At 70.9% G+C, this 20,746-nt stretch carries 15 protein-coding genes and 1 pseudogene; 7 read left to right on the top strand and 9 right to left on the bottom strand.

Annotated features, from left to right (window positions below; genetic code table 11):
- Nucleotides 1-51: 51 nt before the first annotated feature.
- Entirely contained in the window at nucleotides 52-990 is a 939-nt protein-coding gene (locus tag ACFWVP_RS02090) for a LysR substrate-binding domain-containing protein (RefSeq protein ID WP_384492999.1), read from the top strand.
- A 103-nt stretch (nucleotides 991-1,093) separates the two neighbouring features.
- Complete coding sequence (gene alc, locus ACFWVP_RS02085; RefSeq protein ID WP_384492998.1) at nucleotides 1,094-2,242, top strand: allantoicase; 1,149 nt, start codon at nucleotides 1,094-1,096, stop codon at nucleotides 2,240-2,242.
- Nucleotides 2,243-2,342: 100 nt separating this feature from the next.
- Here the strand turns inward: alc and pepN (ACFWVP_RS02080) are convergent, their stop codons facing one another.
- A complete protein-coding gene (gene pepN, locus ACFWVP_RS02080) occupies nucleotides 2,343-4,919 on the bottom strand; it encodes an aminopeptidase N (protein ID WP_384492997.1) in 2,577 nt (858 codons plus the stop codon).
- Between the two features lie 113 nt (nucleotides 4,920-5,032).
- On the opposite strand from pepN (ACFWVP_RS02080), the gene ACFWVP_RS02075 reads away from it, so the two are divergent.
- From ACFWVP_RS02075 to ACFWVP_RS02065, 3 genes are read left to right on the top strand one after another with little or no spacing between them, the layout of a single operon-like run.
- The gene (locus ACFWVP_RS02075) at nucleotides 5,033-5,536 is read left to right on the top strand and encodes a DUF1203 domain-containing protein (RefSeq protein ID WP_384492996.1); all 504 of its coding nucleotides are present in this window, start codon (nucleotides 5,033-5,035) and stop codon (nucleotides 5,534-5,536) included.
- Between the two features lie 55 nt (nucleotides 5,537-5,591).
- Nucleotides 5,592-5,822, top strand: a complete 231-nt coding sequence (locus ACFWVP_RS02070) for a type II toxin-antitoxin system ParD family antitoxin (protein WP_383182361.1) — start codon at nucleotides 5,592-5,594, stop codon at nucleotides 5,820-5,822.
- Nucleotides 5,809-6,156, top strand: a complete 348-nt coding sequence (locus ACFWVP_RS02065; RefSeq protein ID WP_384492995.1) for a type II toxin-antitoxin system PemK/MazF family toxin — start codon at nucleotides 5,809-5,811, stop codon at nucleotides 6,154-6,156. The genes ACFWVP_RS02070 and ACFWVP_RS02065 overlap by 14 nt, the downstream gene beginning before the upstream one ends.
- 57 nt (nucleotides 6,157-6,213) lie before the next feature.
- On the opposite strand, the gene ACFWVP_RS02060 is transcribed toward ACFWVP_RS02065, so the two are convergent.
- The 4 genes from ACFWVP_RS02060 to pepN (ACFWVP_RS02045) form a co-directional block, all read right to left on the bottom strand.
- Nucleotides 6,214-7,242 (bottom strand): aspartate-semialdehyde dehydrogenase, encoded by a 1,029-nt coding sequence (locus tag ACFWVP_RS02060; RefSeq protein ID WP_384492994.1) that lies wholly within the window; start codon nucleotides 7,240-7,242, stop codon nucleotides 6,214-6,216.
- A gap of 199 nt (nucleotides 7,243-7,441) precedes the next feature.
- Entirely contained in the window at nucleotides 7,442-10,750 is a 3,309-nt protein-coding gene (locus ACFWVP_RS02055) for a S8 family serine peptidase (protein WP_384492993.1), read from the bottom strand.
- A gap of 171 nt (nucleotides 10,751-10,921) precedes the next feature.
- The gene (locus ACFWVP_RS02050; RefSeq protein ID WP_384492992.1) at nucleotides 10,922-11,962 is read right to left on the bottom strand and encodes a hypothetical protein; all 1,041 of its coding nucleotides are present in this window, start codon (nucleotides 11,960-11,962) and stop codon (nucleotides 10,922-10,924) included.
- Nucleotides 11,963-12,146: 184 nt separating this feature from the next.
- Entirely contained in the window at nucleotides 12,147-14,726 is a 2,580-nt protein-coding gene (gene pepN / locus ACFWVP_RS02045; protein WP_384492991.1) for an aminopeptidase N, read from the bottom strand.
- A 143-nt stretch (nucleotides 14,727-14,869) separates the two neighbouring features.
- Here pepN (ACFWVP_RS02045) and ACFWVP_RS02040 point away from each other — a divergent pair, with 143 nt between their 5' ends.
- Entirely contained in the window at nucleotides 14,870-15,520 is a 651-nt protein-coding gene (locus tag ACFWVP_RS02040; RefSeq protein ID WP_384492990.1) for a DsbA family protein, read from the top strand.
- A 115-nt stretch (nucleotides 15,521-15,635) separates the two neighbouring features.
- A pseudogene (locus ACFWVP_RS02035) lies at nucleotides 15,636-16,463 on the top strand (aspartate aminotransferase family protein); the annotation flags it as partial.
- A 144-nt stretch (nucleotides 16,464-16,607) separates the two neighbouring features.
- On the opposite strand, the gene ACFWVP_RS02030 reads toward ACFWVP_RS02035, so the two are convergent.
- The 4 genes from ACFWVP_RS02030 to ACFWVP_RS02015 form a co-directional block, all read right to left on the bottom strand.
- Nucleotides 16,608-17,249: a superoxide dismutase gene (locus ACFWVP_RS02030; protein ID WP_384492989.1), complete on the bottom strand. Its 642-nt coding sequence runs from the start codon at nucleotides 17,247-17,249 to the stop codon at nucleotides 16,608-16,610.
- A gap of 97 nt (nucleotides 17,250-17,346) precedes the next feature.
- Nucleotides 17,347-18,411 carry a glycerophosphodiester phosphodiesterase family protein gene (locus tag ACFWVP_RS02025; protein ID WP_384492988.1) on the bottom strand — a complete coding sequence of 355 codons (1,065 nt, stop codon included), beginning with the start codon at nucleotides 18,409-18,411 and terminating at the stop codon, nucleotides 17,347-17,349.
- Nucleotides 18,412-18,561: 150 nt separating this feature from the next.
- Nucleotides 18,562-19,224 carry a CatB-related O-acetyltransferase gene (locus ACFWVP_RS02020; protein WP_384492987.1) on the bottom strand — a complete coding sequence of 221 codons (663 nt, stop codon included), beginning with the start codon at nucleotides 19,222-19,224 and terminating at the stop codon, nucleotides 18,562-18,564.
- A gap of 43 nt (nucleotides 19,225-19,267) precedes the next feature.
- Entirely contained in the window at nucleotides 19,268-20,674 is a 1,407-nt protein-coding gene (locus ACFWVP_RS02015) for an amino acid permease (RefSeq protein WP_384492986.1), read from the bottom strand.
- Nucleotides 20,675-20,746 lie beyond the last annotated feature (72 nt).

Genomic DNA, 20,746 nt, shown 5'->3' with positions numbered 1-20,746 from the left:
CGCCGTACCGCGCGGCGCATCCGTGCGTCCGGACACCGGTAGGTTGCGGCCATGACCGAGTGGGACGTCAAGAAGCTCCGTATCCTGCGCACCCTGCGCGACCGGGGCACCGTGACCGCCACCGCCGAAACCCTGCTGATGACCCCGTCGGCCGTCTCGCAGCAGCTCACCAACCTGTCCAGGCAGCTCGGCGTGCCGCTCCTGGAGGCGCGGGGCCGCCGCGTCCGGCTCACCGACGCCGCGCATCTCGTGCTGCGCCACGCGGAAGCGGTCTTCGCCCAGCTGGAGCGGGCCGACGCGGAACTCACCGGCTATCTGCGCGGCGAGGCGGGCCAGGTCCGTGTCGGCGCCTTCTCGACGGCCGTACCCGCGCTCGTCGTGCCCGCCGTGCGGCTCCTCGGGGCCGAGGACCGGCCCGGCCCCCAGGTGCGGGTGCGGGAGGCGGAGGCGGCCCAGGCGTACGAGCTGCTGTCGGCCGGGGACGTGGACCTCGCGCTCTCCCTGACGGCGCACGCCCCGACGGCCCGGGACCCCCGCTTCACCCTGCTGCCGCTCCTGGCCGACCCCCTGGACGTGGCGCTGCCGGCGGACCACCGTCTCGCCCGGGTCCCGGGCCTGCGGCTGGCCGACCTCGCCTCGGAGCCCTGGATCTTCGGCGGCTCCGGCCCCTGGTCGCAGATCACGAGAGCCGCGTGCGAGGCGGCGGGCTTCGTGCCCGAGCAGGCCCACAGTGCCGCCGGCTGGACCGCGATCCTCGCCATGGTGGAGGCGGGGATGGGCGTCGCACTCGTGCCCCGGATGGCGTCCGCCGCCGAACGGCCCGGTGGCGGGGTGGCCATGCGGGTCCTGGACGCGGACCGGCCCCACCGCCACGTGGTGGCGGCGGTCCGGCAGGGGGCCGGGCAGCGGCCGGCGGTCGCGCGGGTACTGGCGGCGCTGCGGCAGGTGGCCGCCGCCCTCGCCGGACAGGGCTCCGCCGGGATGCGCTGAGCTGGGCCCTCCTTGGGGGGCGGGCGTTCGTTAAGCAGGACTGAAAGAACTGTGCGAAAAGTTTCGATGGACCTGATGGGTGGGTGGGGGCGACAGTCGTCCCATGACCACCGACGCGAACGAGACCGTATTCCAGGACACCGACCCCCACGCCAATGACGCGGCCCCCTACGGCGGGGGCGACCCGTACGCCGACTACCGCGCCGCCACCGGACTCCCCTTCACCGGCCTCGTCGACCTCGCGGACCGCCGCCTCGGCGCGGGTGTGATCGCGGCGAACGACGAGTTCTTCGCCGAGCGGGAGAACCTCCTGCTGCGCGGACCCGCCGTCTTCGACCCCGAGCGCTTCGGCCACAAGGGCAAGATCATGGACGGCTGGGAGACCCGCCGCCGCCGTGGCGTGGACGCGGACCACCCCTTCCCCGCCCCCGAGGACCACGACTGGGCGATCGTCCGCCTCGGCGCCCCCGGGATCATCCGCGGCATCGTCGTGGACACCGCCCACTTCCGCGGCAACTACCCGCAGCGCGTGTCGGTACAGGCGACGGCCTTCGAGGGCGCCCCGAGCCCCGAGCGGCTCCTCGCCGACGACGTGAAGTGGGAGGAACTCCTCCCGCCGACCCCGGTACGCGGCCACGCGGCCAACGCCTTCGAGATCACCGGGGACCGCCGCCACACCCACGTCCGCCTCCGCCAGCACCCCGACGGAGGCATCGCCCGCCTCCGCGTCCACGGAGAGGTCGTCCCCGACCCGGCCTGGCTCGCCGCGCTGGGCACGGTCGACCTGATCTCGATCCTCAACGGCGGTACGTACGAGGACGCCTCCGACCGCTTCTACTCCTCACCGGCCCAGATCATCCTGCCCGGCACCTCCCGCAAGATGGACGACGGCTGGGAGAACCGCCGCCGCCGGGTCCGCGACACGAACGACTGGGTCCGCTTCCGCCTCCCCGCGCAGGGCGCGGTGCGCGCCGTCGAGATCGACACGGCCTACCTCAAGGGCAACGCGGCCGGCTGGATCAGCCTCCACGGCCGTGACGGGGACACCGGCGAGTGGTCCGAGATCATCCCCCGCACCAGGCTCCAGCCCGACACCCCGCACCGCTTCGTCCTGGACGCCGAGGCCGTGGTCACCCACGTACGCCTCGACACCTTCCCTGACGGCGGCGTGGCCAGGATGCGCCTGCACGGCTCCCTGACGGAAAAGGGCACCGCCGAACTGACCCGCCGCCACCGGCGGTCCGGCGCCTGACGCCCCCGGCCACCCCTGACCCCCGCCCGGCGGACGGCCGCGCACGGCGAAGGGGGCGCCCCCGGCGGGAGGCGCCCCCTCGGCCGTGCCGGAGGGGCCGCTACGCGGTCGCCGCCGCCGCGTCCGCCGCCTGGGCCTTCAGCGCGCGTTCCACGCCCGCCCGGGACTCCGACATCAGCCGGCGCAGTGCCGCGCTCGGCTCCGCCGACGCCAGCCAGGCGTCCGTCGCGTCCAGGGTGGCCTGCGAGACCTGGAGGGCCGGGTACAGGCCGACCGCGATCTGCTGGGCCATCTCGTGGCTGCGCGACTCCCACACGTCCTTGACGGCCGCGAAGAACTTCTCCGTGTAGGGAGCCAGCAGCTCACGCTGGTCGGTCTGCACGAAGCCGCCGATGACCGCCTCCTGGAGGGAGTTCGGCAGCTTGTCCGACTCGACGACCGAGGCCCACGCCTCGGCCTTCGCCTCCTCGGAGGGCTGTGCCGCCCGCGCGGACGCCGCGTGGCGCTCACCGGCGGCCGTCCTGTCGCGCTCGTACTCCGTGCCGATCTCCTCCTCGTCCAGCAGCCCGGACGCGGCCAGCCGCTGCACGAACGCCCAGCGCAGCTCCGTGTCGACGGCGAGGCCCTCGATCTCCCCGGTGCCGTCCAGCAGCGACCGCAGCAGGTCCAGGTGGAGCGGAGTGCGTGCCGTCGCCGCGAAGGCGCGGGCCCAGGCCAGCTGGTGGTCGCTGCCCGGCTCCGCCGCGCGCAGGTGCGCCAGCGTCGCCTCGGTCCACTGCGTCAGACCCGCCTCGCGCCACTCCGGTGCCGCGTACAGGTCCACCGCCAGCTTCACCTGGCGGTGCAGCGACTGGACGACGCCGATGTCCGACTCCTTACCGATCCCGGAGAGGACCAGCGCCAGGTAGTCGCGCGTCGCCAGTTCGCCGTCACGCGTCATGTCCCAGGCGGACGCCCAGCTCAGCGCGCGCGGGAGGGACTCGGCGAAGTCGCCGAGGTGCTCGGTGACGACGGCCAGCGACTCCTCGTCGAGGCGGACCTTCGCGTACGACAGGTCGTCGTCGTTGAGCAGGACGACCGCCGGGCGCGCGGTGCCCGCCGGGTAGGGGACGGTCGTGCGCCCGCCGTCCACGTCCAGCTCGATCCGGTTCGTGCGGACCAGCTTCCCGGCCGCGTCGAGGTCGTAGCAGCCGATGGCGATCCGGTGCGGACGCAGCGTCGGCTCGCCCTTCGCCCCGGCGGGGAGCGCCGGAGCCTCCTGGAGGACGGTGAACGAGGTGACGTGGCCGTTCTCGTCCGTCTCGATCTCCGGGCGCAGGATGTTGATGCCGGCCGTCTCCAGCCAGGCCTTCGACCAGGTCTTCAGGTCACGGCCGGAGGTCTCCTCCAGCGCGCCCAGCAGGTCCGACAGGCGCGTGTTCCCGAACGCGTGGGCCTTGAAGTACGCCTGCACGCCCTTGAAGAACGCGTCCTGGCCGACGTACGCCACGAGCTGCTTCAGGACCGAGGCGCCCTTCGCGTACGTGATGCCGTCGAAGTTCACCAGGACGTCGTCCAAGTCGCGGATGTCCGCCATGATCGGGTGCGTCGAGGGCAGCTGGTCCTGGCGGTACGCCCACGTCTTCATGGAGTTGGCGAACGTGGTCCAGGAGTGCGGCCACTTCGAGCCCTCGGCGTACGCCTGGCAGGCGATCGAGGTGTACGTGGCGAACGACTCGTTCAGCCAGAGGTCGTTCCACCACTCCATGGTGACCAGGTCGCCGAACCACATGTGGGCCAGCTCGTGGAGGATGGTCTCGGCCCGCGTCTCGTACGCGGCGTCCGTGACCTTCGAACGGAACACGTACTGGTCGCGGATGGTGACCGCGCCCGCGTTCTCCATCGCGCCCGCGTTGAACTCCGGGACGAAGAGCTGGTCGTACTTGGCGAACGGGTACGCGTAGTCGAACTTCTCCTGGAACCACTCGAAGCCCTGCCGGGTGACCGCGAAGATCTCGTCCGCGTCGAGGTACTCGGCGAGCGACGGACGGCAGTAGATGCCCAGCGGCACCGACTGGCCGTCCTTCTCGTAACTGCTGTGCACCGCGTGGTACGGGCCCGCGATCAGGGCCGTGATGTACGTGGAGATGCGCGGCGTCGGCTCGAAGGACCAGACGTCGTCCTTCGGCTCCGGCGTCGGCGAGTTGGAGATCACGGTCCAGCCGGCCGGTGCCTTCACGGTGAAGGTGAAGGCCGCCTTCAGGTCGGGCTGCTCGAAGCTCGCGAACACCCGGCGGGCGTCCGGCACCTCGAACTGGGTGTACAGGTAGGCCTGTTCGTCGACCGGGTCGACGAACCGGTGCAGGCCCTCACCGGTGTTCGTGTACGAGCAGTCGGCGACGACCCGCAACTCGTTGGTACCGGCCCGCAGGTGCTTCAGCGTGATCCGCGCGTCGCGGAAGACGGCGGCCACGTCCAGCGCCTTGCCGTTCAGCACGACGTCGTGGACGGCCGGGGCGACCAGGTCGATGAAGGTCTCCGCACCGGCTTCGGCGGAGTCGAAGCGCACGGTGGTGACGGACCGGTAGGTGCCGCCCTCCTGCGCTCCGGAGAGGTCGAGATCGATCTCGTACGCGTCCACGGTCAGCAGGCGCGCCCGCTCCTGTGCCTCTTCGCGGGTCAGATTCGTGCCAGGCACGCGGTCATCTCCTTGATATGTGATGTTTTTGGTCATCCTTCCACGTGGGGTACGCGCAGCGCGATGTCCGTTTTCCGCCGGACCGGTGGAAGGGTGCCGGGCACGCTCGGAACATGACCGGCTACGAGGCACGACCCATCGCACCGACCGCCCTCGACGACCTCCGGAAGACGGACGACGCGGGCCGCCCCTGCGTCCCGTACACGGCTGCCGAGGGCGGTGATCCCCTGCGCTGCTGCCTGCGCGGAGCCGAACCGGGGGAGCGGATCGCCCTCGTCTCGTACGCGCCGCTGCGGCGCTGGGCGGCCGAGACCTGGGCCCGCCCGGGGGCGTACGACGAGCAGGGGCCGGTCTTCATCCACGCCGAGGAGTGCGAGGGGCCTGCGGCGGACCGGGTCGGCTACCCCTTCGCGCGGCCGGGCGCGCTGCGCACGGTCCGCCGCTACGACGCGGACGGCCGCATCGTCGGGGGCCGACTGCTGGAGATCCCGGCCGACGACCCCGCGCGGGGCTTCGACGGGGCCTTCGCGGAGGCGTTCACGGACCCGGAAGTGGCGCTGGTGCACGTGCGTGCCGTGGAGTACGGGTGTTTCCACTTCGAGGTACGACGGCGGTAGCACTGGAATTGCTATTCAGGTGGCTAGGTCGTTCCTACTATTGGTAGGATGAGGCATGAAGATCAGTGTGAGCTTGCCGCAGGAGGATGTCGCTTTCGTCGACGAGTACGCCGCGAAGACCGAGGCGGATTCCCGGTCGGCGGTGATACACGCCGCCATCGAGTTGCTGCGTTCCGCCAACCTGGAGGCCGATTACGAGGCCGCCTTCGCCGAGTGGGACGCGAGCGAGGATGCCGCGTTCTGGGACCGGTTCTCCGGGGACGGGATCGCCGATGAGACGCGGTGACATCTATCTGGTCGACTACGAGCCCGTGCGTGGCAGCGAGGCCGGCAAGGCCAGGCCCTCGGTGATCATCTCCAACGACGGAGCGAACGCCGTGGTGGGGCGGACGGGACGAGGAGTGGTCACCGTCGTACCACTGACCTCGAACGTTGCTCGGATCTATCCCTTCCAGGTGCTTCTGCAGGCCTGCGAGACCGGTCTGACGAAGGACTCCAAGGTGCAGTGCGAGCAGGTACGCGCGATGGCCGAGGAGCGGTTCGTACGGCAGGTGGGTACCGTCCCCCGTCAACGCATGACGGACATCGACGCGGCCCTGCGGCGGCACCTCGCCCTGTGAGGCACGCGAAAGGGCGGCCCCCGGACACCGGGGGCCGCCCTTTCACAGGTGGGAGGGTCAGCCCTTCAGCTCCGCCGCCACCAGCTCCGCGATCTGCACCGCGTTCAGCGCGGCGCCCTTGCGCAGGTTGTCGTTGGAGACGAACAGTGCGAGACCGTGCTCGACGGTCTCGTCCACCCGGATCCGGCCCACGTACGAGGCGTCCTGGCCGGCCGCCTGGAGCGGGGTCGGGATCTCGGAGAGCTCGACGCCCTCGGCGTCCTTCAGCAGCTCGTAGGCGCGCTCGACGCTGATCGGACGGGCGAAGCGCGCGTTGATCTGCAGGGAGTGGCCGGAGAAGACGGGGACCCGCACGCAGGTGCCGGACACCTTCAGCTCCGGGATCTCCAGGATCTTGCGGGACTCGTTGCGGAGCTTCTGCTCCTCGTCCGTCTCGAAGGAACCGTCGTCGACGATCGAACCGGCCAGCGGCAGCACGTTGAAGGCGATCGGACGCTTGTAGACACCCGGCTCGGGGAAGTCGACCGCGCCGCCGTCGTGCGTGAGCCTGTCCGCGTCGGCGGCGACCTTGGAGATCTGGCCGTGCAGCTCCGCGACACCGGCGACACCGGACCCGGACACCGCCTGGTAGGTGGCGACGGTCAGCGCCTCCAGGCCGGCCTCCGTGTGCAGCGGGCGCAGCACGGGCATGGCGGCCATCGTCGTGCAGTTCGGGTTGGCGATGATGCCCTTGGGGCGGTTCCTGATCGCGTGCGCGTTGACCTCGGAGACCACCAGCGGGACCTCGGGGTCCTTGCGCCAGGCGGAGGAGTTGTCGATCACGACGGCGCCCTGGGCGGCGACCTTCTCGGCCAGCGCCTTCGACGTCGCGCCACCGGCGGAGAACAGCACGATGTCCAGCCCGGTGTAGTCCGCCGTGGAGGCGTCCTCGACGGTGATCTCCGTGCCCTCGTACGTGATCGTGGAGCCCGCGGAACGGGCGGAGGCGAAGAGCCGCAGTTCGGCGACGGGGAACTTCCGCTCGGCCAGGATCCTGCGCATGACTGTGCCGACCTGACCGGTGGCGCCGACGATTCCGACCTTCACAGGGACTCCTTCAAACGTACGAACGGGCACGGTTGCCGCTCCATGATGCGTGTGTCCACGGCTTTCTTGTCCAATCCATTGTCCGGCAGACGGACAACGGGCGGGCCGGACGGCCGGGCGCCGGGCACAGCGGTGGGGCGGGAGCTCCTGAGAGCGCCCGCCCCACTGTCGTACGGATCACATGTTCAGCGTGGTGCCCTTACGGTGCGACCTTCTCGATCACGACGCTGCCGGTGCCCGCCGCGGTGCCGCGGGAGTTCACCAGCTGGACCTCGCCGAAGAACTGCCGGCCCTCGGGAGCCGCTCCGGCGACCAGGACCTCGGCGCCGACCTGGGCGGACGCGCCGTTGGCCAGGTTCACGGCCTTCGACTCGTCTACCTGGATCTCACCGAGCGACGACGAGTAGTAGACGTCGCGGTAGTCGTACTCGGTGGTCCCGGCCGGGACCGAGTAGCCGTCGATGACGATCGTGTAGGTGCCGGCCGCCGGGTTCACCAGGCTGACCGACTCCTCCGAGCCCGCCGTCGTCGAGGCACCGAGCTCCGTGGCGCCCTTGTAGACGTACAGGTCGATGTCGGCGTTGGCGTCCGAGGTACCGCCGATGGCGACGTCGAGCTTCTCGACGCCCTCGCCGATGGTGACCTCCTTGACGTACTCGCCGCCCGTCGAGATCGACGGACGCTCGACGTCGGCCGAGCCGAGCGAGCCGCCCCTGAGCTTGCCCTCCAGGTCACCGGCGTTGTTGGTGACCGTCCAGTCCACCGCGGCCGGGGTGCCGATCTTCGCCTCGGCGATCGTCCGCACCGCCGGGTCGAAGGAGGCGCCGAGCAGCGAGACATCCAGCTTGTACGGGTTGTCCAGCAGCGGCGACGTACGGCGGGACTCGACCTCGATCTCCCAGACGCCGGGCTGCGGGTCCTTGTAGGAGCGCGTGTCCGGGCGGCAGGTGTTGGTCGGGCTCTCGTAGTTCGGGTAGCAGTAGATCGTGGAGCTGTCCTCCACCGCGACCCCGTAGGGGTGGATGGAGATGAACCGCGTCTGGCTGCCCGAGCGAAGGGCGCTCAGCGCGACCTCCAGGGTCTCCGCGCCCTCCGGCACGTTCAGGAAGTACGACGTGGTGCCGTTGCGCTGCACCGAGCCCGTCGTCGAGAACGCGTACGCCGGCTTCACCAGGTCCTTGGCGACGATCACCGTGGAGAGGATCTGCTGGTCCACGCCGACGGTCTTCCCGTCGTCCACCTGCAGGATCGCGCTGTGCACACCGGCGCTGCCGGGCTTCGCCTGGACCTTCACGGTCACCGGCTTGCCGAGCGGCAGCGAGACGGTGCTCGAACCGGTCAGCTTGAAGGTGCCGTCGTTGTTCTTCCAGGACAGCTTGTGCGCGACCGCGCGGTCCGGACCCGTGGTGCGGGTGACGGTGACGTCGTACGACTTCTTCTGGCCGGCCTTCAGGCCGCCCTCACGGTCGTACAGGCCCGTGCCGAAGCCAGGGGTCTTCAGCGCGAAGTCGATCGCGGTGTCGACCGGTGCCTTCACCGAGTACTCGTGCGCCGCGGCGCCCTTCTTCTCGATCTGCTTCCAGGCACCGATGATGTCGATCAGTCCGGCACCCTGGGCGTGCGCGGGCACACCCTTGATGTGGGTGGCGGTACTGGTCAGCGCGGTCCGCAGGTCCGCCGGGGGCAGCTCGATGTTCTTCTGCTCCGCGGCGGACAGGAGCAGCGCCGTGGCGCCCGCGGCCTGCGGCGAGGACATCGAGGTGCCCTGCAGCATGGAGTAGCCGGCGGGCAGCGTGTAGCCCGCCTCCTTGACCGGTCCGCCGGCCGCCCAGGTCTGGGTGGTGTTGATGGACGCGCCCGGAGCCGTCAGGATCGGCGCGAAGCCGCCGTCCTCACGCGGACCGCGTGAGGAGAAGGGCAGCATGTCGTACTTCGTGGTGACGCCGGAGCCGTAGTTGGCGGCCCAGGTCTCCTTGGAGATCGACGCACCCACCGAGATGACGTGGTCGGCGAGGCCGGGGTCACCGATGGTGTTGACACCCGGGCCGTCGTTGCCGGCCGAGATGACCAGCTGGACGCCGTAGATGTCGATGAGCCGCTTGTAGAGCTCGGCGCGCGCGTTGTTGCCGTCGTTGAGCGGCGGCAGGCCGCCGATCGACATGTTGACGACGTCGACACCGCGGTTCACGACGAGGTCGATCATGCCCTCGGTCAGCGCGATGTTCGTGCAGCCGCCGGACCAGGTGCAGGCGCGCGAGGAGACGACCTTGGCGCCGGGCGCCGCGCCGTTCATCTTGCCGCCGAACAGGCCGTTGGCCGCGGTGATGCCCGCGACGTGCGTGCCGTGCGCGCCCTCGATGACACCGATGCTGACGTAGTCGGCCTTGTTGCCCGCCGCGTCGTAGACGACGTTCCTGCGGTTCTCGACGACGAACGGGATGCGCTCGGCGACCTCGGTCCGCGGGTCGTCCGTACCGAAGTAGGCGACCTGGTGCTCGTCCTTGTAGGGCTTCAGCACGGCGTCGTCGGCGAAGTCGGCGTTGCTGTTCAGGTCGACCCGCGTGGTGCCGGTGACCGGGTCGAACAGCACGCCCCACGCGTCGGTGGTGTCACCGTCGCGGTTGAGGTCGCCCGCCATGTCGCCGCCACGGGTGGCGGACTCCTTGAACAGGCTGAACCTGTACGTGCCGTCCGGCGCGGAGTACGTCTTGCCGCCGCTCGTGAACGTCGGGCCCGCCACACCCTCGACCATCTTCAGCCAGGTGCCGTCGCCGTCGTTCACCGGGTCGGTGGCCGTCACCCAGTCGACGATCTTGCGCTCGCCGGTGGTGGTCTTCTGCAGCGCCGGGTGGGCGACGTCGACACCGGAGTCCAGGACACCGATGGTGATGCCGCGGCCGTCGGCCTTCGGGTGCTGCTTCACGAAGTCGACCGCGCCCGTCTCGAAGGACGGGTTGTACGGGTTCTTCGCCGGGGTGTTCTTCCCGGGCGCCGGGTAACTGCCCGTCGCCTTCGCCTGCTTGGCCCCTGCGGCCCGGTCGCCCGCGGGCGTCGGGTCGTCCAGCTTGATCTCCTGCTTGAGATCGATGCCGTACACGGACGACAGCTTCTGCGCCGCCTTGATGGTGGCCTCGGCCGTCGCGGTCGGCACGGTCGCCCGGACGTAGCCGAGCTTGTCGTACGTCTGCCCCAGCACGGACCCCTTGACGGCGTCCAACTGCTCGGCGACCTTCTCGGTCGCACCGGGGGCGGTGGCGACCATCATCGTGATGCTCTTCTCGCCCTTGGCCTCGGCCTTCGCCAGCACGTCGGCGTCGGCCTCACCGAGCTTGTCGCCCTTGCCGCTGGTGGCGGCGGGCTTGACCGGCGCGGTCGCCGGGTCGTCGGCGGCGAAGACCGGAGCGGCGCCGGAGGCGGCCAGAGCGGCCGCCAGTCCGGCGGCGGCCGCGATGCGCGCCGCGCGTCTCGCCCCGGGTATGGAGCTGGGGGATTCCTTGGTCATCAGCATCCCTGTTGTGTGAACGAAAGAGAGAGTCCGGAATTCGGTACCCGATGACCGCTCAGCCTTTCGTAAATGACATGGGTTTGTAGAGAGTTGACGGGGGCGAGAAACGGACATGGCGTAGATCCGCCACCGTTTCCGGTCCGCCACACGGGACGAACGGGGTGGAATCACCGCTCATCTCGGCAGGACCACCACATAGGCGGCCGGCTCGCGGTCCTCGGCCGCCATCATCGCCGTACGCACCACCACCGCCTGCTGCGCCATCGTCTCCCGCAGCTTCCTCGGCGTGACGCGGACGACCGTGACCCCGAGCCGCTCCAGATGCTCCCGCTCCGCGGTGAAGGCGACGTCCTGCGAGGTGTGGGTGACGTGCTCCTCGCGGGGCGCGCGGGTGCCGAGCTCCAGCGCGACGGCCTGCTCGGGCCAGTACGCGTCCACCGTGCCCAGGAAGGCGCCGCCCGGCAGGCACAGGTCCACGTTCCACAGCGGCTCCGGAAGTCCGTGACCGCGCACCATCGCGTAGAGCCGGCCCTCGGCCACCGCCCGGCCCTCGACGAGCAGCGCGTCGACGGCGTCGACCACGTGTGCCCGGCCCAGCAGCTTGGCCGCGCCGAGTTCCCGTACGACCGCGCCGGGCTCGCAGTGCCCGCCGCGCACCGCCTCCGTCAGGATCCGGCGCACCGTGGGGGCGTCCCTGAGGGCGTCCGTGAGGGCGGACACCGCGTCGGCGAGGGCCCGCTCCACCGGGGCCAGCGGCACCCCCAGCCGGCGCTCCGGGCGGGGCAGCGTGGCGGCCCGCGTCACCTGGACGAACCGGGTGGAGCGCAGCCGCCGTGTGCGCGGCACCAGCACGTCGATCCGGTGCGGGGCGATCACCGGCGGGGCGGCCTCGAAGCCGTACAGGGCCAGTGCGGCGAGCCCGGTCACCATCGCCTCGCCGTAACCCGGCCCGGACCGGACGGGCCCGGTCCGGCGCGCGGAGGCCGGCGGGCGTCCGGCGTACAACAGGGCGCCGTGCACCCGTTCCTGACCTGTGGGCGGGCCCGGGTCCAGCAGGTACACGCCGGGGAGCAACTGCTGCCACGGGCCGCCGGGCAGGCACTGCGCCGCGGTGTGCGCCGCGGTCACGCCCCGGGCGCGCAACTGCGCCGTGGACCATACGCGGGGGCGCACCTCGTGGAGGGTGCGGGGGGACAGCGGCGTGTTCTGGGTCATGCCCCGGAGGTTCCCGCAGGGGCACGTGTCGCTGACCCGTGTTACACACCCGTCGACATTCCGGGACAACACCGCCCTAAAGTACGACAGTTCGAATGCCGAAAAGAGTGGTCACGCAGGGGATTGCGCACCGTGCTCCCCGCACGGATGTACGAGGCGCACGGTGCGGCGGGCGCCGGCCGGGTCAGACCGCCGCGTCGCGCTCCTGGCCGCGCAGGACCCGGGCCAGATCGTCCCGCGCCTCCAGGACCAGCCGCCGCAGCGCCGGGGCCGCGTCCGGACGCGAGGTCAGCCAGGCGTCCGTCGCCGCGAGCGTCGCGGGATCGTCCTGCAGCCCCGGGAACAGCCCCTTGACCACGTCCATGCCGATCTGGATGGACCGCTCGTCCCACACCCGCTCGATCGCCTCGAAGTACGAGGCCGTGTACGGCGCCAGCAGCTCCCGCTGCGAGGACTGCGTGAAGCCCGAGATCGTCGCCCCGACGAGCGCGTTGGACAGCTTGTCCGACTCCACGACCGCCGCCCAGGCCTGCGCCTTGACCGCCGCCGAGGGGCGCGAGGCCAGGCACCGCACCTGATGGCGCTTGCCGGACGCCGTGTCGTCACGGGCCAGTTCGGCGGCGACGGCCGACTCGTCGGCCACCCCGTGCGCGGCCAGCGGGGACAGGAAAGCCCACCGCAGCTCCTGGTCGACGTCCAGGCCCTCGATCACGTCCGAGCCGTCGAGCAGAGCGCCCAGCAGCCGGAGGTCCGCGTCCGAGGTGGCGACCGACGCGAAGAACCGCGCCCAGGTCAGCTGGTGCTGACTGCCCGGCTCCGCGAGACGCAGCTCCCGCAGCGCGCCCTCGGCCAGCACCCGGCCGCCCTCCTCGCGCCACGCCGGCGCGGCGTAGTGCGTGAGCGCCGACTCCGTCCAGGCGTGCAGCATCTGGAGCACCCCGATGTCCGACTCCCGGCCGGCGAACGCCAGCACCAGGGAGACGAAGTCGCGGGCCGGGAGAGCTGCGTCCCGGGTCAGGTTCCACAGCGCGGACCAGCACAGCGCCCGGGCCAGCGGGTCGGTGATGTCGCCCAGGTGCTCGCGCAGGGTGGCGAGGGACCCCTCGTCGAAGCGGACCTTGCAGTACGTGAGGTCGTCGTCGTTGACCAGGACCAGATCCGGCTTCTCGGCGCCCGCCAGCTCACCGATCACCGTGCGCTCACCGGCGACGTCCGCCTCGGCGCGGGCGTACCGCACCAGTTCGCCCTCCGGGGAGAGCCGGTACAGGCCGACCGCGACCCGGTGCGGACGCAGCTCCGGGTGGGAGGCAGCCGCCTCCTGGACCACCGCGAGCTCCGCGATCCGGCCCGCCGCGTCGTAGTCCACGGCCGGAGCCAGGACGTTGACGCCCGCGGTCTGCAGCCAGGAGCGCGACCAGGCCGTCATGTCGCGCCCGGACGTCTCCGCCAGCACCGAGAGCAGGTCGCCCAGCCGGGTGTTGCCGTACGCGTGCTGCTTGAAGTAGCGGCGCGCGCCCTCCAGGAACGCGTCCCGGCCCACGTACGCCACCAGCTGCTTCAGCACCGACGCGCCCTTGGCGTACGTGATGCCGTCGAAGTTCAGCTTGGCGTCCTCCAGGTCACGGATGTCGGCCGTGATCGGGTGCGTGGACGGCAGCTGGTCGGCGCGGTACGCCCAGGCCTTGCGGTTGTTGGCGAAGGTGATCCAGCCGTTGGTGAAGCGGGTGGCCTCCACCATCGAGAACGACCCCATGAAGTCCGCGAAGGACTCCTTCAGCCACAGGTCGTCCCACCACGTCATGGTGACCAGGTCGCCGAACCACATGTGCGCCATCTCGTGCAGGATGACGTTGGCGCGCCGCTCGTAGGAGGCCGAGGTGACCTTGCCGCGATAGACGTACTCCTCGCGGAAGGTGACGAGACCCGGGTTCTCCATGGCCCCGAGGTTGTACTCGGGCACGAACGCCTGGTCGTACTTCCCGAAGGGGTACGGGTAGTCGAAGTGGTCGTGGAAGAAGTCCAGGCCCTGCTTGGTGATCAGGAAGATGTCGTCCGCGTCGAAGTGCCGCGCGAGCCCCTTGCGGCACATCGCGCCCAGCGGGATCTCCAGCTTCGAACCGTCGTCGAGCGTACGGGTGTAGAGATCGCTCTCGCAGTGGTACGGACCGGCGACGACCGCCGTGATGTACGTCGAGATGGGCTTCGTCTCCGCGAACCGCCACACCTCGCCCTCGTGGAACTCCTCCGCGCCGTTGGACCGGACCGTCCAGCCGTCGGGGGCCGTCACCTCGAAGCGGTACGGCGCCTTCAGGTCGGGCTGCTCGAAGTTCGCGTACACGCGCCGGGCGTCGGCGGGTTCGTACTGCGTGTAGAGGTAGACCTCGCCGTCCTCCGGGTCGACGAAGCGGTGCATGCCCTCGCCGGTCCGGCTGTACGCGCACCGCGCGTCGACCACCAGGACGTTCTCGCCCGCGGCGAGCCCGTCCAGCGCGATCCGGGTGCCGTCGAAGACGGCCGCCGGGTCCAGCGCCCTCCCGTTCAGCGTCACCGCGGTCACGGCCGGGGCCAGCAGGTCGGCGAAGGTCGAGGCCCCCGCGCGCGCGGCACGGAAGCGGATCGTGGTCACCGAGCGGAAGGTGCGCGGCGCCTCCCCGTCGGACTCACCGACGGCGGAACGCAGGTCGAGAGCGACCTCGTATCCGTCGACGGTCAGCAGCTCGGCCCTCGCACGGGCCTCGTCGCGGGACAGGTTCTCACCGGGCACGGAGCACTCCTTTGTGACTCATTTATGTCTTATTCGAACGCCTTGGATCCTCCCATGCGGCCGCCGGCGCCCGTGCGCGGGAATGGCGGGAGCGCCCCGCGGCGTTCCGACCCCAGGTGCGAGACGACCTCATGAGGAGAGATATGCCCGAGAACAGCACGTCGAACGGCAGGACCCCGGCGGACTTCTGGTTCGACCCGCTCTGTCCCTGGGCCTGGATGACCTCCCGCTGGATGCTGGAGGTGGAGAAGGTCCGTGACGTGGAGGTCCGCTGGCACGTGATGAGCCTGGCCGTCCTCAACGAGGACAGGCTGGACGAGCTGCCCGAGGAGTACCGGGACATGCTGGCCACCAAGGCGTGGGGCCCGGTCCGGGTCGTGGTCGCCGCCCGCGAGAAGCACGGCGACGAGGTCGTCGGCCCCCTGTACACGGCCATGGGAACCCGCTTCCACAACAAGGGCGAGGGCCCCACCCGCGAGGCCGTCGTGGCCTCGCTGGAGGACGTCGGCCTGCCGGTGGAACTCGCGGACTACGCCGACTCCGACGCGTACGACACCCAGCTGCGCGCCTCCCACCAGGAGGGCATCGACAAGGTCGGCCAGGACGTCGGCACCCCGGTCATCGCCGTACCTGGCCCCGACGGTGAGCAGATCGCCTTCTTCGGACCGGTCGTCACCCCCGCCCCGAAGGGCGAGGACGCGGCGAAGCTGTGGGACGGCACGCTGCTCGTGGCGTCCATCCCCGGCTTCTACGAGATCAAGCGGACCCGTACGCAGGGCCCCGTCTTCGACTGACCCGCCCCGTACGCACGCCGCGGGTTCCCACCACTCCGGGGGGCCCGCGGCGTGCCGCGTCCAGGATTCCGGCCCGGCGACGTCTTGCCGACCGCTCGAACTGTCGTTCATGATCTGGCGCATGCCAGACCTGCGGCGGGCGGGCCGCGAGGTGCGGCCCTTCGACCTGTCCGTGCCCGGTGTCACCTCGCTCTCGGTGGACCTGCACAAGTACGCGTACGCCGACAAGGGCGCCTCCGTGGTCCTCTACCGGGACGCCGAGCTCCGCCGCCACCAGTACTTCGCGCACGCCGGCTGGCCCGGCTACCCCGTCGTCAACCCGACCGTGCAGGGCACCAAGTCCGGCGGCCTCCTCGCCCAGGCCTGGGCGGTGCTCCAGCACGTAGGGGAGGAGGGCTACACCGCACTCGCGGGCCGGGTCGCCGACGCCTCGGACCGGCTGCTGGCCGGACTGCGGGCGGTCGAGGGCGTGCGGGTGCTGGGCGAACCGGCCGTCGGACTCGTCGCGTTCACTGTCGCCCGGGACGACGACGGCGCCCCCGAACTCAGCCTGCTCCTCCATCTCGCCGACGAGATGCGCGAGCTCGGCTGGTACCTCCAGCCGCAGCTCTCCTTCGACGGCCTGCCGCCCAACCTCCACCTCACACTCACCCCGGCCACGGTCGGTCAGGTCGACGCCCTGCTCGACGACCTCATGGCCGCCCTGGCGAAGGCCCGCACCCTGGAACCGGTGACGGTGGACGCGGGACTCGCCGAACTCGCCGCCGGGCTGGACCCGCGGACCCTCGGACCGGACGAGGCCGCCGCCGTCCTCGCCGGCCTCGGTGCGGGCGCCGGACTGCCCCGCAGGACGGCTCCCGTGCTCGTCCTGCTGGACGCGCTGCCGCAAGCGCTCAAGGAACGGCTGCTCACGGAGTTCATCGGCTCCGTCTTCCGCGTCTGAGGAGCCGCCCCGGCACAGGAGGACCCCGCGCCGTCCGGCATGGGAGAACCCCCGCGAGTCATGTCCTCGCGGGGGTTCTCCGTTGATCCGCCTGCCGGGTGAAGCGCTGAGAAGACGATCACGAGGCAGGACGCCCGTGGACCGTCAGGGGGCGAGCAGGAGCACGTCCGCGCGCTCCTTGGCCGCGGCGTACCGCTTCGCCACGTCCTGCCAGTTGACGACGCGCCACATCGCCTCGATGAAGTCGACCTTCTGGTTCTTGTACTGCAGGTAGAACGCGTGCTCCCAGGCGTCGAAGACCAGCACCGGGACCGAGCCCTGGCCGACGTTGCCCTGGTGGTCGTAGACCTGCTCGACGATCAGCCGGCCGCTGACCGGCTCGTACGCCAGGACGCCCCAGCCGGAACCCTGCGTGGTCGCCGCGGCCTTCGTCAGCTGCGACTTGAAGCCGGCGTACGAGCCGAAGGACTCGGTGATCGCATCGGCCAGATCCCCCACTCCGTCCGCCGCGAGGGGCTCGCCGCCGCCGTCGCCGGTCATGTTGTGCCAGTAGATCGAATGCAGGATGTGGCCGGAGAGATGGAATGCGAGGTTCTTCTGGAGACCGTTGATCGCACCCCAGGCCTCCTTGTCGCGGGCCTCTTCCAGCTGCTCCAGGGTGTCGTTCGCACCCTTGACGTACGCCGCGTGGTGCTTGTCGTGGTGGAGCTCGACGATCTGCGGGTTGATGACCGGTTCGAGCGCCGCGTAGTCGTACGGGAGTTCCGGAAGCGTGTACGTGGCCATGGGTTCGAACCCTCCAACTGCTGACTTGTTGTTATTGCAAGTTGTTCGCAATTGCAGGCTAGCAGGAGGAGGGCCCGGAAGTGATCAGCCTCCCGACCTAGGACCGCAGCCCGTCGCGCGCCGTCGCCGCCAGGTCCGGGAAGTCCGTGACGACCGCGTCCACCCCCTGGCCGAAGTGGAAGGCGTACTCCGCGAAGGCGTCACCGAATTCGGCCGGCGCGGTGCCCCTGCGGTACGCGGCGGGGAGGTACTGGTTCTCGGCCCGGAAGGTGTACGCGCCGACCTTCAGCCCCGCCGCGTGCGCGTCGGCCAGCAGGGTGAGCGGCGGCACGAGCGACGACTTGTCGGGCCCGATCCAGTCGGCGTACGAGGCGATCTCGCGCAGCCCGGCCGGCGTCGACATCTCCTTGTAGGTGACCGGATGGCCGTACGGTCCGCCGCTGGTGCCCAGCGCCTGCCAGAGCGGGAGCCCGAGCCGTGCCTCCGCGACCCGGTGGAGGCTGGACGGCTCGAACGACTGGACGACGCAGTCGCGGGCGGTGAGCCGGTTGCGGCGGACGACCCGGACCAGCTCCGGTTCGAGCGGCAGGCCGATCGAGCGGAAGTACGTCGGGTGCTTCGTCTCGGGGAACACCACGATCCGGCGGCCGTGCTCCTTCGACAGCGCCCGGGCGAGGTCCACGACCTCCTGGAAGGTCATGACCCGCTCGCGCCCGTCGAAGACCGTGTTGCGGTTGCGGACCAGGGGCAGCCGCTCCACGGCGCGCAGCGTCCTCAGCTCGGCGAGGGTGAAGTCCTCGGTGAACCAGCCGGTGACGGAACGGCCGTCCACCGTCTTCGTGGTGCGCCGGCCGGCGAACTCCGGGTGCCGGGCCACGTCCGTCGTACCCGAGATCTCGTTCTCGTGGCGCACGACCAGGACGTGGTCCTTCGTCGGGACGAGGTCGGGCTCTATCCAGTCGGCCCCGGCGCGCACCGCGAACGTGTAGGCGGAAGCGGTGTGTTCGGGCCGCCAGCCGGCCGCTCCCCGGTGGCCGATGACGAGCGGACCGTGGGACCGGCGCGTGCCGCCGGACGTGGCCGCGACGGCCGGGGCGGCGGAGGCCGCCGAAACGGCGGCCGTGGCCAGGAGAACCGAACGGCGCCTCGGGTGCTGGGACATGCTGTCTCCTCGTGGCTCGGGTGGGAGACCCACGAAAGCCACGAGGGGTTACGGCAGGGCGGACAGCGGCTTGCGGCATCGTGTACGGGCTAGGGCCTACGGCGGGGTGCCGAGGGCCCGTACGGAGCCGGGCGAGGTGCTCGTCGGGGCTCAGCCGGCCGGCTGAGCGGGGCTCCCGGGCGTGGCCGCCTCCAGCTCGTCGACGGTGCCGGACATGATCGTCCGGATGTGCTCGGTGATGTGCTCGGCGGGCCAGTGCCACCAGGCGACGGCGAGCAGCCGGGCGATGTCCGCGTCCTCGTACCGGGTGCGGATCGGCGTCGCCGGATTGCCGCCGACGATCGTGTAGTCCGGGACGTCACGGGTCACCACGGCGCCCGCGGCGACGATCGCGCCGTTCCCGATCCGTACGCCCGGCATCACCGTCGAACTGTGGCCGAACCACACGTCGTGGCCCACCACGGTGTCGCCCCGGCCCGGCAGACCGGCCAGCAGGTCGAAGTGGTCGGCCCAGGAGCCGCCCAGGGTGGGGAAGGGGAACGTCGACGGGCCGTCCATCCGGTGGTTGGCGCCGTTCATGATGAACCGCACCCCGGTCCCCAGCGCGCAGAACCTGCCGATGACGAGCTTCTCCGGACCGTAGTGGTACAGCACGTTGCGGGTCTCGAACGCGGTCGCGTCATCGGGGTCGTCGTAGTACGAGTACTCGCCGACCTCGATGAGCGCCGAGGTGACCAGGGGCTTCAGCTGCACCACCCGGGGCTGGCCGGGCATCGGGTGCAGCACGGTGGGATCGGCGGGGACGGGACTCATCCCGGCACTCTCCCAGAAGACCCGTGCGGTGAGCACGTGAATTTCAGGCGCGCGGGCCGCGCCCCGCACGCTTCTGCCGGACCAGACCGGTCAAGATCAGCACCGCGGTCAGGGCACCGGTCGCCAACAGCTGGTCACGGGTGTCGGGTTGACGCAGCATCAGTAGGAAGATCCCTGCCATGGCGAGCAGCGCCACGATCGTCAGGACCGGGAAGAGCCACATCCGTACGACGAGCTTCTCGGGCGATTCGCGCTCCAGCCGGCTGCGCAGGATCAGCTGGGAGACGGCGATGAAGACCCAGACGACCAGGATCACCGCGCCGATCATGTTGAGCAGCCACGGGAAGACGTCGTCGGGACGCCAGTAGCTGAGCAGCACGCACAGGAAGCCGAAGACGGAGGAGACGAGCACGGCGTTGCGCGGCACACCGGAGGAGATCGTGCCGATGCGCTTCGGGCCCTGGCCGCGCGCCACGAGGGAGCAGGCCATGCGCGAGGCGCCGTAGATGTTGGCGTTCATCGCGGAGAGCAGGGCGGCCAGGATGACCACGTTCATGATCTCCGCGGCGCCGGCGATGCCGAGCTGGTCGAGGGCCGCGTAGAACGGGCCGACCTCGGCGACCTCCGGGTCGTCCCACGGGACGAGGGTGACGATGACCGCCATCGAGCCGACGTAGAAGACCGCGATCCGCCACATCGCCGTGCGCACCGCCTTGGCCACGCCCCGCACGGGGTCCTCGGACTCGGCCGCGGCGATGGTGACGGTCTCCAGACCGCCGTACGCGAAGACGGAGGCGAGGAGTCCGATGATGAACCCCTCGGAGCCGTTCGGCAGGAGGCCGCCCTCCCCGGTGAGGTTCGAGCCGCCGGGGGAGTCCGTGCCGGGCAGCACACCGAGGACCGCGAGCACGCCGAGCACCAGGAAGAGCGTGATCGCGACGACCTTCAGCGCGGCGAACCAGAACTCGAACTCGCCGAAGTTCTTCACGGCGGCCAGATTCGTGCCGAGGAAGATCACCATGAACAGGGCGACCCAGGCCCACTCCGGGGTTCCGGGCAGCCAGCCCGTGACGATCTTCGCGGCCCCGATGCCCTCCAGGCCGACGGCCACACAGAGCAGCACCCAGAACGCCCACCCCGCGGTGAAGCCCGCCCACGGGCCGATCGCCCGCTCGGCGTGCACGGAGAAGGAACCCGACGCCGGGTTGGCGGCCGACATCTCGCCGAGCATCCGCATCACGAACATGACCAGCAGACCGGAGATGCCGTACGCGAGGACGATCGAAGGCCCGGCGGCCGCGATCCCGGCGCCCGAGCCGACGAACAGCCCGGCCCCGATGACACCCCCGAGGGCGATCATCGACAGATGGCGCTGCTTGAGGCCGTGCGTGAGCGCGGAGTCGGCGGTGGGGGCGGCGTCCGTGGGGGGCGGCGCGGAGGTCCGGGACATGGACTGGCTCTGTTCACTGGTCGGGACGGAGGTCGGTCCACAGTCTGAGCGCGCACGCCGCCGACAGGGAAC

This window comes from Streptomyces sp. NPDC058637, assembly GCF_042717325.1.
Taxonomy (GTDB): Bacteria; Actinomycetota; Actinomycetes; order Streptomycetales; family Streptomycetaceae; genus Streptomyces.
The sequence above is the reverse complement of the archived record's forward strand: the minus strand, read 5'-3'. Positions and strand labels throughout refer to the sequence as shown.